Raw genomic sequence first — 13,095 nt, forward strand, 5'->3', positions numbered from 1 at the left:
TTTTCCCCCATTATTTAGAACTCTATTGACAGTTTTTCCGTATCAATATATATTCACCACTGTTAATGCCGCTGTAGCTCAGTCGGTAGAGCAGAGGACTGAAAATCCTTGTGTCGTGAGTTCAAATCTCACCGGTGGCATTATTGTCAAGCTGACTTCAGGTCAGCTTTTTTTTATATCTTCTTCAAACAATGACTCTTTGGAACCGGTTCTCCCATACCAACGATTCCCGATTGTTTCACGATCTCGATGAAGCGGAGAAATGGATCGACTCTCCTCTCAAATGATCTCATTTCCTTTGCAAGATCAACTTAAAAGACTATAATTAGATAACACTTTCAAACAAGGCAATTATCAAAGGAATAATATATGACAAGCAACATAGCTATACTCTGGGACCTGGAAAACGTAACTCCTTCCAGCTCCAACACTCTCTTTCTCGACGGGATGTCGGAATATGTGGAATCCATGGGATCCGTCGTCTGCTCTTACGCCTACGCCGACTGGAGCAAGCCGGGATTCCGGAGCCTGGGTCCCCAGCTCTCCTCCAGGAACTTTTACATGGTTCATATCCCCCGGGCCAGAAAAACCAAGAACAGCGCCGATATGCAGCTCGTATCCGATGCTCTTGACCTGCTCCGCTATTACAACAACATCGACACCTACGTTCTGATTACGGGAGACAGCGATTTCCGTCCCCTCCTCCTCTCCCTGAAGAAAACCGGTAAGAAAATCCATATCATCTGCGATATCAAAACAGCAGCCCAGGATCTTCTGATCATCGCCGACAGTTTCATTGACTACCGCGAAGTCCTGACCTCAGACGATTCGGACGATTCCGATGACGATGAAGTTCCCGAAGAAAAAGCCACGGAAGGTCAGATTAAAAAGAATAAGGAATACTGGTTCGAGCGCCTTGCCGAATCGGCCAGCCTTCTCCAGAGCGAAAATAAAACCTGCAATATGGGTACGGTGAAAATCAAGATGAAAATCCTCAACCGGGATTTCAAAGAGCAGTCTCTCGGATACCGGCGGTGGAGCGCTTTCGTTTCCGCGGCCGTAAAAGCCGGTTACATCCGTCTGGAGGAAGAGGACAAGCAGACCAATATTCTGCCGGGTACCAAGTTCCGTAAAGATGTGGGATCTCTGCAGAGTGCCCTGCGCATTCTCATCGAGGAACTGAAAGATCTTGATAAGGGCAAAAAAGAAGCTCAGTTCCACCAGTACTCCATTCTGAACTCCCGTCTTCTCGACAAGGGGATAAACACCAAAAATCTCGGGTTCACCAAGTTCAAGAAATTCATTTCATCAGCCGAAGCGAGAGGTCTGGTCGAGACAAAGGTGGAAAACCTGGAGAGCTACGTCAAGCGTCAGATCTGAGAAAGCAGCCGTTGCAGCGGCTGCCCGCCGCTCTGTACGGTCAGCTTAAAAGATCGTACAGACGTTTTTCGTATTCGCTGTACCGCTTAGTTCCCGGCTCTCTCTCAGGACGGGGTATATCTATGGTGAAAGCATCGGCCAGCCTTGCCGGTTTTTCTGTCAGAACATAGACTTTATCGGCCAGCCTTATGGCTTCGCCGATATCGTGAGTCACCATGACGGCGCTTCTTTTTTCTTTCTCCCAGACATCGGTAAACTGATTGATAAGAGAGAGCTTTCTCTTCAAATCCAGCCCCTGGAAGGGCTCATCCATCAGAATCATATCGGAAGGATGGGCGAAAGCCCGGGCGATGGCAACCCGCTGCTTCATTCCTCCGCTCAGCTTGCCGGGGTACCAGGAGGCGTAATCGCTCAAACCGGTCATTTTCAGAACCCGCCGGCACAGAGCCTCCCGTTCCCTTTTATCGGAAATATCATCGAGAACGAAGTTCAGATTCCCTTCGACAGTCAGCCACGGCAGCAGACGCGGTTCCTGAAAAAGATAGGAGAATCGTTTTCCTTCTATTCCCTCGATTGAACCCCTCCGGGGTGATACCGAGGAAGTCAGAACATTGAGAATTGTCGTCTTGCCGCATCCCGAAGGTCCGAGAACAACGGATATTTCCTTCTCCGGGAAATGGAGATCAAGCCCACCGAGAACTTTCAGATCTCCGAAGGAAACTGTCAGATCTTTTATATCGACTGTCATGCTCCCTTCCTCCAGGGCAGAAAACGGGCCGGCATCAGTAACAATGTTTCCGTCACGGCGCTGATGATTACAGCCGTTATGGTCCATGCGAACAGCACGGCCGTATCAAGCTGAATCTGGGCGAACTGCATACCCGTCCCGATCCCGAACCGGGGCATGCTGATGACCTCGGCGGCGATAACCGCTTTCCATGTGACACCGGCCGCTGTGGACAGTCCCGCCAGAAGATAGGGAATTAGAGAGGGAATATAAATTTGTAAAATTATCCGCCTTTTCGAGACTCTATATATTCTGGCCATTTCAAGAAGCTGGGGATCGACATGGCGGATCCCTTCGATAACATTACCGCTGATCAGGGGAAAAACAACGAGAAAACAGACGAATACCGGTACGTTTTCCGTGCTGAGCCAGATGATGGCCAGGAGTACGATAGAGAGAACCGGCACGGTTTTAATAACTGTGAGAAGAGGTTTTATTAAAGTGAAAAAGAAACGGTTTTCTCCGGCAGCGATCCCGACAACAAGAGCCAGTCCGGCGGAGAGAATAAACCCGAGGGCTCCCCTTTTTACCGTGTACAGAACATGGGAGAGAAAACTCTCCTCCCGCATCAGGTTTACCAGTGCGAAAAAAGCCTTTTCCGGAGAGGGGAGAATAATCTCCGCTCCCAGAACAAGCGAAACGATTTTCCAGAGAATGAGAAGTACAGCTACTGAAATAAAAGAGAGAAGCTTACTTTTCAATGTAGTACAGGTCGTCTCCCGGAACAGAACCGCCAACAGTAGCGGGATCCATTTCGTATAATATGCCGTAATATTGCGTCAGCATATCTCTGGCAGCCTCACCATCGGTGTATTTCAGATTCAAACGCGGTATGGCTTTTTCCGTGACATCCGCCGCCATGGTAAAACCGTTCTCGGTAACCAGCAGAGCGGCTTCGGAGGGGTTTTCTGTAACTCTTTTTATAGAATCCTGATAAGCCTTGAGGAAGCGCTCCACGAATAGGGGATAGCTTTCCAGGATTTCCTCTTTTACGACAAATACAGAAAGGGGATAGGATTCATCTGTCCCCTTCTGATCCATCCACCACTGCTGAAGATCGATGACGATCTCCGCATCGCTCTTTTCGGTTATCATGGTGATATAAGGCTCGGGAAAAACAGCCGTATCGGCCAATCCGCCGATGACGGCCTTTGCCAGATCGGGTAATCCGTAACTGAAATCCATATAGAGGTCCTTATCGGCATCGATCCCCTCTCCCGTCAGAAGATAACGGGTCATAAAATCGGGAGTCGCGCCCTTGGCTCCGTTAAAGAGCGTTTTGCCGACCAGATCCGACGGTTTCCCGATAGACGGATCGCGGCTGACGATATAGAGATTTCCCATTCCGGTCACAGCCGCGACTTTATATCCCGGAGCTTTGGCATGGAGAAGAGCCGGCATATTGGCGGGAAGAACAGCCATATCGATGCTCTTTTTAGCCAGATCGCCCATAAGGTTTTTCGGAGCCAGGGCAACCGAGTACTCGACCGAAACTCCCTCGCCGAAATCAGGTTGTTCATCAAAGAGATATATCATCCCTATACCTGTCGGACCGTTCAGAGCTGTCGCCTTGACGGTAAAGTTTTCGGGATACTCCTCCCGCGCCCCTTTAGCCGTCAGGGGAGAAATAATCAGTGATATAAGTATAAACAGAGTCAGTGTATTTTTATTCATTTTCCTACCTTTCCTATGCCAACAGAATAGGTTTTGTCGCTTCTAAAGTCAACGGTACATGCGCCTTGAGTTATTCCTGATTTCACAATATTATGGAAATGAAATTCCCCTCTAACAAGGAGCAGAATCATGGAATGGAGAGCCAGTCATATTCTGGTTAAAGACAGGGCTCTGGCCCAGAACATACTGCAGCGTCTGAAAAAGGGCGGAGACTTCCGCGCCCTTGCGAAGGAATTTTCCACCTGCCCGAGCAAATCCAAAGGAGGAGATCTGGGATGGTTCGGACCGGGACAGATGGTTCCCCCTTTTGAAAAAGCTGTGGTCAAGCTATCTCAGGGCCGCATCAGCGATATTGTCCAGACTCAGTTCGGGTTCCATATCATAAAGAAAACGGGCCAGAGAGGCTGATGCCCCCCTTTGACGATCCTTTAATCCTGATTTCGGGAAACCGTTCGGGAGACCTCGACTCTCTGATAACCTCCTATGTCAAAGCGGAACTCCTGTCGGCGGCCGGGCAGAGAGGAGAGTTTGCCGTTCTGCGTTATTTTCCGGAAGAGAAATGGAAGCTCCACCGCGACGCCCGCTATCTCATTGAGCAATGCGGCGGCAACCCCGACATATTCACCGGAGCCGATCAGGCGGCGGCAGCGGCGGCCCATAGACCTGTGAAGATTTATCTCACCGATCACAATCAGCCCGAACAGGAAATTCTTCCCTACAGTGAGAATATAGTCGAAATAACGGACCACCACAGAATCTCCGGGAACATGCCGCAGAAAGCCGTGAAACGGATCGAAAATACCGGCTCCTGTTCGACTCTTCTGGCGGAAGAGCTCTTTCATGCTCTAGCGGAGAAGCCCGGGCTTTTCAGCCGGGAAAAAATAATATCTCTCAGTGAAATGCTCTATTTCACCATCCGTATGGACACGGACCATTTGACTGATGAGAAGCAGTATAACCTGAATAAAGACAGAGGGATTCTGGAGAAGCTGAAAAAAAACGTAAAAAAAGAAGAAGGCTTTCTCCTGGAACTGCATAATAAAAAAGAGGATTTCAGCGGCTTTGCCATAGATGACTATCTTGAAAAGGACTACAAGTTCTGGACTTTACCATCCCTCACCTATGGAATGAGTACCATTCACTGTGATATCGATACTTTTTTCGAGCTGTTGAAAGCCGACCAGAGCGCTGTCGGCTCATTTATGAAAAAGAGAAATCTCCCTGTTCTTTTTCTGATGCATTTTAACAAAGAGCCGATACTTAAAAGAGAATTGACGGTCATCTGTCAGGATCCCTGCCCTTTCAGAGAGAAACTGATCGATGGGCTGGCATCGTCCGGGCTATTTATCCCCCGGGAACTTCCGGAGAAAGGTCTTATGAGATTTTATCAAAAGGATCCACACTTTTCCCGGAAAAAGATCCAGCCTTTTCTCGATGACTTGCTTATTAAACTTACTGAGGATAACTAAATGAAACATGTTTTAAAATTATCTCTTGCCGCTTTTTTCGCCGCAATGATTTTATCCTGCGCCACAACAAACAAACCGCCGGAGTTCTCCCCTTTCAGATTGGCATCTTTTGCTGTTTTCGACAGCGAAGAGACACTCATACAGCAAGTGGATATCACCTATTCGGAGGCAGATAAACCGGCGTCCATTGTCATGACTGACAGCGAGGGGAACGAAGTCGGCCTCAGATTGATAAGCTACAGCGAAACCGGAAAAGTTTCTTCCATTGAAAACAGCGGGGCTTATACAGCTTACAGCCTGAGCCGATACAATTATGACGAATCGGATTATCTCGTTTCCATTGTCACAAGCGATAAAGAGGGAAAGGTTCTCAACCGGGCCGATTATACAAACGATTCCAGGGGCAATCCCGTTGAATGGATTTCCAGTACCGGCAGAGCATCACAGGACATTCATTTTCTCGTTGAGTATGACGATAAGGACCGTGTTGTCAAAACAACGGAAGTCGATCCGTCGGGAGAACCGATTTACTACAGCATTTCGGAATACGACGAAGAGGGAAATGAACTTTCCTATACCATCTACAGCCCGGAAGGATTAATCGATCAGCAGCTGATTAACACCTACGCAGAAGGTTTTCTGGTTCAGAGCGATATTCTTGACGAAAAAGGAACGGTTCTCTACAGCACGGTTTACGAGCTGAACGACCGGGGGCAACCGGTTCTTATAAGCAATTACAACCAGTACGGAGACCGCAGCGACTATACCGAAGTCCTTTATGATGAACAGGGTAATGAAAGGGAAAGAGCCGTCTATAACTATGAAAACGATCTCACTGAGAAAACAGTCAAAGAGTACGATGAGCAGGGCAACAATATAAGCCTTATCATCAGCGGCCCCGACGGAACAATATACTCGGCGACAAGAAACTCCTTTGAAGAAAAGCCTCTTGCCATGGCCGAAGAGGAGTTCAACTCACTGGTTTTCCGCCTCCGTTAAAACTGATCGAAATCGTTATCGTCCAGAGAAATGACTTCCGAAGGATTAACCGGTTTTATTCCCGTCGAGAACGAACCTTCCGGCGGTTTGGTGAAGAACCTTTTTTCTTCGGAAAGCTTTTCCTCTTTATTTGATGCCGGTTTGTTAAAACCCGTTTTTTCTCCGCTTTTCAAAGACGAATCAGAGGGCTTTCTTTCCAGGAATGCCTTTTTGTATCCCGTCCGTCCAGCCGGCCGGCCGGGAAGGGCTTTCGCATGTTCATCTTTTTCCAGTTTGAAACGGTCAACCAGACCTTTGAGCTGAAGGCTCTGACTGGAAAGCTCTTCCGATGCGGAAGCGGTTTCTTCCGCATTACCCGTATTTTCCTGAGTGATCTTGTCAATCTGATCCAGCCCCCCGGTTGCCTGGGAAATACCATCATCCTGGTTTCTGCTGGCGGCGGCTATCTCCTCGAGAATTTCCGATACCCGTCGGGAGCCCTCAACGATTTCCCGAAGCTGTTCCGCTGATTTCTGCACCGCCGCATATCCATTTTGTATATTCCCGATTGACTCCTCAACCATATCGGAAGTTTCCCTGGCAGCCTGGGCGCTCTTCACTGCAAGATTCCGCACCTCATCGGCCACGACGGCAAACCCTTTCCCGTATTTCCCGGCCCTGGCCGCTTCCACATTGGCATTGAGGGCGAGAAGATTTATCTGAAAGGCGATATCGTCGATAACTTTGACGATTTTCTTTGTCTCATCAGCCCCGCTGTTGATTTTCTCCATAAGGGACACGACACCGGTCATGCTCTCATTCCCTTTTTCCGCATCCATGGTGGCCTTTTCAGAAATGCTCTTCGCCTGGGAAGCGTTATCGGCATTCTGAGCAGCCTGACCGGAAATCTGATTGACCATGACTGAAACCTCTTCTGTGCTGCTGGCCTGAGTCGCCGCCCCTTCGGACAGGCTCTGGCTGGCCTGGGCAATCTGCTCGGCTCCGGAGGAAATCTGATCCACAGCCGCAACGACCTGTCCGATCAGCTCATTGAGATCTTTTTTCATTTTTCTGAGAGACAAACCCAGACCATCCTGATCGGATAAGGTCGTCACTTCCGCTGTAAGATCTCCTTCGGCGAAGTGTTCGACGACCATAGCCTTGTCCCGGAATCCCTGGAGAACCCGCCGGAGCGATTCCGCCAGTTCCCCGATTTGATCTTTCTGATCGATATCCAGAGAGGCTTTCAGATCTCCTGTTGCCACCTGATCGGCAAAAACGACGCATTTAATTATCGGCCTGAGCAAAGATAAAGTCAGTATGACAGCCGTCACAATCGCGACGATTACGATTATCAGACTGCTGATTAACAATGTCCGGGATCCGGCTTCAGCTGCATCGAGCATGGCGTCTTCCGTTAAAATGCTGGAGGAGACCGTATCCACCATTTGATGGAAGTGATCCTGAACCTGAACAAGGGCGCTGTGCGTCTCGGTGGCAAAAATCTCCCTCGACCGGTTCTGCTTGATCATCTCACTGTCATGCCAGTCAATCAACTGATTCAAATAGTTGAGAGTCGCTGTCATATCTTCCTCGAGATCCTCGTGAAAGTAGGATAAAGCCTCTTCCTTCTCCCCTTCCTGAAGATATTGCTCTATGACAGAAGCCCCTTTATGAACCGCTTCATGGGAACTCACGAGACGGGAGATAATGGAGCTTATATGACTATTTTCCGTCGATAGCTTCCTGACCGCATCCGATGCGTGCCAGATTCCGAGAGCACATTTTTCAGGATCCATCTGTACGGGATTTTCGGTCATCCGGTCATCAGTGATGTAATCCAGGAGATTGAGTTTCCAGCTGATGTGGTCGAGCTTGCGTTCTCTGAGGTAATTTCCCATTTCAGGATCGACGATCCTGTGAGTCTGTTCAATTTTCAAAACACTGTTGTGGAGATCGTCGTGATATGTCTCCAGAGATGTGAGAATGGGAGTCAGGGTCGGGACCAGAAGCTCGGCATCCTGTCTCTCCTGGCTGTTCAGCCATTGGCCGAATCGGCAATTATCGGGATTGGTTTCGACCGACTCGATGGTTCCCCTATTGTCATTGACATAGAGAGACAGAGCCCCCTGCCAATTGAGATGATCGACCTCTTTCTGAATGATCTCCGACTTCAGTTTATTGCCACCGATAACCTGACCTGCATCTTTGACTATCTGCTGAATGAGAAGAATGGATACAAGGCTCGAGCCGATCAGCATAAGGATAATGGAACCAAAACCGATTGCAAACTTACGCTGAACCTTCACATCTTTCCAGGCCATATTAATCCTCCGGATACAGTATTGATACTATTTAAGTAATTATAAGAGAATCAATTTAATTTTGCACAAATAATGACAGAAAAGATCAGATACTGATAATAGAGGGAGAGAGGTAAAGACAATCTTCTCCGGAAAGAACAGCCTGGTAGAGAAAGGGCTCCGCTTCTTCATTGAGCCTCAGGTTATCCGAGAGGATTTCCTTCTCCATCAACAGCTCTTCCGTATAAATCGCGGCTTTAAGACCCAGATAAGTGACAATCAGGACATATCCTCCTTCAGAACCGGCGGAAACCTTGTGAAGCCGGCCCGACTCGGTAAATAGCGGGAGCTCCTCTTCCTTGAACCTGTAAAAGAGGAAATCATCTCTGTCTCCGATCAGCGAATGGGCACTGAAAGGCTCAGTGCTTTCCACGTTCCTGGCGGGAAAGGCCATAGTCCGGCCGCCGCTTCTCATAAGCAGGATTTTTGTCATGACTCGTGATGTAGGGATGACAATCTTATAGGTGACGCCCTTTCCCTCATCATTGATGAGATGGATTTCACCTTTCAGTTTGTCCTGAATATTGTGAATAACAAGATCGAGACCGACTCCCCGACCTGAAAGAGAATCGGCTTCCTCCACCGTGGAAAACCCCGGTTTGGCCAGAATGGAAAGGAGATCCCCCTCTCCGCTGTCTTTCAACCCCAGGCGGGAAGCTCTTTCCAGAACGGCTCGGCGGTTTATGCCCCTGCCATCGTCGCTCAAGGTTATATGTATGCGCTCATCGGCCATTTCCGTATGAATGACCAGAGAACCGGATTCACTCTTTCCGGCTGCCCGCCTCTCATCGAAGCTTTCCAGTCCGTGATAGACAGCATTACGTATAAGGTGCTGAAGAGTCTCTGAGATTATATCGAAAACTGTCCTGTCCACCGCACAGGATTCTCCGCTCATCAACAGCTCCGCCGATTTGCCTGTTTTCCGGCAGAGTTCCTCTACAAACCGGGGAAAACCTTTGAGCAGCGTATTGAGCGGCACCATGGTCACATTGAGAAGAACTCTTTCCATCCCTCGGGCCAGCTGATGAAGATCGTCCATTTTGGTCCTGTATGAGGAAAAACGTCCGGTTGCCACTTTCAGCTGATCGATATAACCGGCCAACTCATCCACCTTCCTCTGTTCGACTCTGATCCACGAACCGGTGGGGTGTGTTTTCCCTTCATCGAAATTGAGATTGATAACATCATCTTCCCTTTCCAGATAGGATGCGTAATCCAGCCTTATCAGATCAACTCTGACGATGGAATCGACATTGACGGCCTTATAGATTCCGCTTACATCGAGATCAGTCGTAATATAGGCAGTGAATCTGGTAAAATCAGCCTGTCTGTCGTCCATGGGCGGGTCTGTGGTAATGACATTTACCGAAAGCTCCAGGTTATTCATAAGCAGATAAGCCCTGGCATAAAGCATCTGGGGAAACTCGTCGAGATGACAGATTATCCTGTACAGTTTCTCGCCTCTCCTCGAAGCTTCAGAGAGCAGCTCCTTTTCAAAGGGGGAAAAGAGGTCTCTTTTCCGAACGGGCCTTTCTTCTTCTGATTGTTCCTCCCGCTCCGATGAAAACTCTATCAACGGCGGAAGCTCCTCTTCCATAAGCCTGTCGAGTTCACGGTTCATTATGGAAACGGCTTTCATTATCTTCTCTATTGTCTCTTCATCTGTTTCTGCGCCCTTCCGATAGCTGTCGAAGAGTGATTCGAGGGAATGGGCAAGAGATTCGAGAGTGGTCATTTCCAGAAAGGCGGCTCCCGATTTCAGAGAATGCATATACCGGAATATGCGATCGATCAGGTGCCGGTTATAGGGGTCGTTCTTCCACTCATCAAGATCCCGGAGAAGAGACCCCATGATCTCTTCGGCATTGCGAAGAAATTCGTCGGTATGAGCTGTTGCGCTATCCATCAAATACGGCTCCGCAGCAATTCCGACTGAGCTCTCAGATTTTTATCCCGGTCATTCAATCCCATTTCGATAATGCTGCTGAAAGGCCTGGGATTCCGGAATGAAGCGACGGCATCCAGAACAGCTCTGCGGATTGCGGTAGATCCGGAACACATCAGCGAGCTTAACTCAGGACCGGCCTGAACGATCTGAAGAGCGCCGACGGCTCTGATTGAAGCAGCCGTAACTTTATCAGATGAGTTATAGAAACCGTTTTTCAGATAAGGATAGACGGATTTCCGCTTTAGACTGATCAGATTGTCGATGGCTTTCAGCTTTTCCCTATCGGATTTCTTCCCCTGCAGGATCTCTCCCGCCAGGCGGGCCTGATGGACGGGGTCGGACTGATGCCCGGAATGCCTGGCCTCTTCGGCAGCTTGTTTTATCCTTTCTTCGGCAGCACGACGACGGTTCCTTTCGGCCTCGCGTTTCTTCCTGTCTTCAGCAGCGCGGCGGCGGGACTCTTCAGCTTCACGCCTTTTCCTGGCATCGGCAGTCCGGCGGCGGATTTCTTCAGCGGCTCGATGGGCGGCATCCTCTTCTTCCTTTTTTTTCCTCTCTTCCCATTCCTTCCTTTCCGTTTCCCGGAATGGGGAATAATTGGTCTTTAATGCGTAACCGCTCTTGAAAGGACCGTAATCGAGAAGCAGTTCGTAAGCTTCATGAAGCCGGGTAAATTTCCTGCTGTCTCCGCCTTTTCTGTCGGGGTGGTACTTTTTAGCCATAGTCCGGTATGCGAATTTCAAATCATCCAACCCGGCTGTCCGGGGCAGTTCCAGTATCCGGAAGCAATCGTTGACAGTCATACAGCCTGAACCTCCCCGTCGAGAATGGCATTAAGCTCGGCCGTAATGGACTCGAGGGCTGTTTTTGCTTCCCACAATCCCTCATAGTCGCGCTCTTTAAGGGACTGTTCGGCGCTGTAAAGCACTTCCCGAATTTCGCACTGGAAATTGAAGTCATAGGACAGAGGCGACATTCTGTTCAATCCCTGAACCCGGTTAATCAGAGAATGGACCCTTTTCTCCAGAATGATTCTCTCTTCATCTTCCGTCCGGCTTCCGCTGTCCATAACAGAAGAAGTAAAGATGATGTTCTGGCGGATTCCCGTATCCATATCTTTGGCTTTAACATGGAGCAGCCCGTCCGTATCGACTTTGAATGCCACTTTTATTCGGGCATCGCCTCTTCTGCCCTGGCGGATGCCGGAAAGAAGAAAACGGCCGTAGGGAGAATTGAGGGCCGCCTGGCGGTTTTCACCTTCCAGGATTTTTATTTCCACTGATCTCTGATTATCCGCTACAGTCGTAAAAGTCTTGAATTGTATGGACGGCAGGGGAGAATTCTTTCTGATTATGGGAATGAAAGTTCCGTCATCTATTTCCACCCCAAGGCTATGGGACGTCACATCCTGAATCTCGATTTCTCTTTCGCCTTTTTCCAGAAGATATCCCTGAAACGCCGCTCCGAGAGCAACAGATTCTTCGGGATTTACCTGCTTCTCCAAAGTGAATCCGAAGCGGCTCTGCAGTAACTCCCGGATCAGGGGTATGCGGCTGGAACCTCCGGAGAGGACCAGATTATCGATTCTGTTCCGGCTTATGCGCGATTCCCTTAAAGTCTTATCGAGCAGATTCATTGTCCGCTCGGCCAGCGGTCTTATCATTCGGTTGAATTCGTCTCTTGTAATTCTGTAAGTCAGGTGAACCGGGCCTTTGCCTGTTGAGATAAAGGGGAGCGAGATGGTTGCGCTTTCCCTGGTCGACAATTCAATTTTGGCCTGTTCCACTCTGTTGCGAAGGTGCTGAACGAGCAAACTGTCATCGTTGACAGAAATTCCCGCCTTAGCGGAAAAATAAGCGGCAACTTTTTTGTAAAGAAGATTGTCGAAATCCACTCCCCCCAGTCTCGACTCGCCGTTTGAAGCGATAACGATAAAGCGGTTCCCTTCTTTGCGGAGAAGAGACACATCGAATGTACCGCCGCCGAGGTCGTACACCAGGAGCGTGCGATCTTCTTTTTTCCTGTCCGCGAATATAAGGGCTGACGAAGTGGGTTCGTTAATGATTTTCCGGACTTTCAAACCGGCGAGCCTTCCCGCTTCAATGGTGGCTTTTCTCTGCCTTTCATTGAAATAAGCCGGAACGGTGATGACGGCCTCGGAGACTTCCTCACCGAGGTAGTTCTCACAATCTTTTTTTAAAGACTTCAAAATAAAGGAGGAGATCTCCTGGGGACTGTAACCTTTGCCGTTTATGGTATAGATATGATCGGAACCCATGCGGCGTTTGACATTGAGAACTGTGGCGCTCCTGTTGATGAGTGCCTGGTTTCTGGCAGACTCTCCCACAAGGATTTCCCCCGATGGATCAATCGCCACAGCTGAAGGCGTAATTCTCCGGCCTCTGCTGTTGGGGATTATAGTCAGCTCTCTTTTGTCGTAAAATGCCGCCGAGGAATTGGTGGTTCCCAGGTCGATACCGATAATGTGTTTCAAGC

General features: G+C 49.0%; 11 protein-coding genes and 1 tRNA gene. 5 read left to right on the forward strand and 7 right to left on the reverse strand.

The window, feature by feature from the left end:
• Positions 1-67: 67 nt before the first annotated feature.
• Both HNR50_RS17845 and HNR50_RS17850 read left to right on the forward strand, forming a co-directional pair.
• Positions 68-140 (forward strand) — tRNA-Phe (locus tag HNR50_RS17845).
• A 229-nt stretch (positions 141-369) separates the two neighbouring features.
• Positions 370-1,380, forward strand: coding sequence for an NYN domain-containing protein (locus HNR50_RS17850; RefSeq protein WP_184748155.1), 1,011 nt, complete (start codon positions 370-372; stop codon positions 1,378-1,380).
• 40 nt (positions 1,381-1,420) lie between these two features.
• Here HNR50_RS17850 and HNR50_RS17855 read toward each other — a convergent pair whose 3' ends face one another.
• The 3 genes from HNR50_RS17855 to HNR50_RS17865 are packed head-to-tail and all read right to left on the reverse strand — an operon-like array spanning position 1,421 to position 3,841.
• Positions 1,421-2,128, reverse strand: coding sequence for an ABC transporter ATP-binding protein (locus HNR50_RS17855; protein WP_184748156.1), 708 nt, complete (start codon positions 2,126-2,128; stop codon positions 1,421-1,423).
• Entirely contained in the window at positions 2,125-2,868 is a 744-nt protein-coding gene (locus HNR50_RS17860; protein ID WP_184748157.1) for an ABC transporter permease, read from the reverse strand. The genes HNR50_RS17855 and HNR50_RS17860 overlap by 4 nt, the downstream gene beginning before the upstream one ends.
• Positions 2,858-3,841, reverse strand: a complete 984-nt coding sequence (locus tag HNR50_RS17865) for an ABC transporter substrate-binding protein (RefSeq protein WP_184748158.1) — start codon at positions 3,839-3,841, stop codon at positions 2,858-2,860. Before HNR50_RS17865 ends, HNR50_RS17860 begins: the two co-directional genes overlap by 11 nt.
• Positions 3,842-3,970: 129 nt before the next feature.
• Here HNR50_RS17865 and HNR50_RS17870 point away from each other — a divergent pair, with 129 nt between their 5' ends.
• Genes HNR50_RS17870 through HNR50_RS17880 form a run of 3 tightly spaced genes read left to right on the forward strand, consistent with a single transcriptional unit; the run spans position 3,971 to position 6,309 of the window.
• The gene (locus HNR50_RS17870; protein WP_184748159.1) at positions 3,971-4,249 is read left to right on the forward strand and encodes a peptidylprolyl isomerase; all 279 of its coding nucleotides are present in this window, start codon (positions 3,971-3,973) and stop codon (positions 4,247-4,249) included.
• Entirely contained in the window at positions 4,249-5,310 is a 1,062-nt protein-coding gene (locus HNR50_RS17875; RefSeq protein WP_184748160.1) for a DHHA2 domain-containing protein, read from the forward strand. Before HNR50_RS17870 ends, HNR50_RS17875 begins: the two co-directional genes overlap by 1 nt.
• The gene (locus HNR50_RS17880; protein WP_184748161.1) at positions 5,311-6,309 is read left to right on the forward strand and encodes a hypothetical protein; all 999 of its coding nucleotides are present in this window, start codon (positions 5,311-5,313) and stop codon (positions 6,307-6,309) included.
• Here the strand turns inward: HNR50_RS17880 and HNR50_RS17885 are convergent.
• The 4 genes from HNR50_RS17885 to HNR50_RS17900 all read right to left on the reverse strand — a co-directional run bounded on the left by HNR50_RS17885 (position 6,306) and on the right by HNR50_RS17900 (position 13,093).
• Positions 6,306-8,612: a methyl-accepting chemotaxis protein gene (locus HNR50_RS17885; RefSeq protein ID WP_184748162.1), complete on the reverse strand. Its 2,307-nt coding sequence runs from the start codon at positions 8,610-8,612 to the stop codon at positions 6,306-6,308. The two genes, HNR50_RS17880 and HNR50_RS17885, sit on opposite strands and share 4 nt — an antisense overlap.
• An 85-nt stretch (positions 8,613-8,697) precedes the next feature.
• Positions 8,698-10,557: a chemotaxis protein CheA gene (locus tag HNR50_RS17890; protein WP_184748163.1), complete on the reverse strand. Its 1,860-nt coding sequence runs from the start codon at positions 10,555-10,557 to the stop codon at positions 8,698-8,700.
• Positions 10,557-11,402: a J domain-containing protein gene (locus HNR50_RS17895; protein ID WP_184748164.1), complete on the reverse strand. Its 846-nt coding sequence runs from the start codon at positions 11,400-11,402 to the stop codon at positions 10,557-10,559. The genes HNR50_RS17890 and HNR50_RS17895 overlap by 1 nt, the downstream gene beginning before the upstream one ends.
• Positions 11,399-13,093: an Hsp70 family protein gene (locus tag HNR50_RS17900; protein WP_184748165.1), complete on the reverse strand. Its 1,695-nt coding sequence runs from the start codon at positions 13,091-13,093 to the stop codon at positions 11,399-11,401. The genes HNR50_RS17895 and HNR50_RS17900 overlap by 4 nt, the downstream gene beginning before the upstream one ends.
• Positions 13,094-13,095 lie beyond the last annotated feature (2 nt).

It is taken from the genome of Spirochaeta isovalerica (assembly GCF_014207565.1).
GTDB lineage: Bacteria > Spirochaetota > Spirochaetia > DSM-2461 > DSM-2461 > Spirochaeta_F > Spirochaeta_F isovalerica.

Bases quoted from the DNA above. Each gene is read 5' to 3' on its own strand.
- HNR50_RS17850 (WP_184748155.1), top strand. From the start codon at position 370: ATGACAAGCAACATAGCTATACTCTGGGACCTGGAAAACGTAACTCCT.
- HNR50_RS17855 (WP_184748156.1), bottom strand. From the start codon at position 2,128: ATGACAGTCGATATAAAAGATCTGACAGTTTCCTTCGGAGATCTGAAA.
- HNR50_RS17865 (WP_184748158.1), bottom strand. From the start codon at position 3,841: ATGAATAAAAATACACTGACTCTGTTTATACTTATATCACTGATTATT.
- HNR50_RS17870 (WP_184748159.1), top strand. From the start codon at position 3,971: ATGGAATGGAGAGCCAGTCATATTCTGGTTAAAGACAGGGCTCTGGCC.
- HNR50_RS17875 (WP_184748160.1), top strand. From the start codon at position 4,249: ATGCCCCCCTTTGACGATCCTTTAATCCTGATTTCGGGAAACCGTTCG.
- HNR50_RS17880 (WP_184748161.1), top strand. From the start codon at position 5,311: ATGAAACATGTTTTAAAATTATCTCTTGCCGCTTTTTTCGCCGCAATG.
- HNR50_RS17885 (WP_184748162.1), bottom strand. From the start codon at position 8,612: ATGGCCTGGAAAGATGTGAAGGTTCAGCGTAAGTTTGCAATCGGTTTT.
- HNR50_RS17890 (WP_184748163.1), bottom strand. From the start codon at position 10,557: ATGGATAGCGCAACAGCTCATACCGACGAATTTCTTCGCAATGCCGAA.
- HNR50_RS17895 (WP_184748164.1), bottom strand. From the start codon at position 11,402: ATGACTGTCAACGATTGCTTCCGGATACTGGAACTGCCCCGGACAGCC.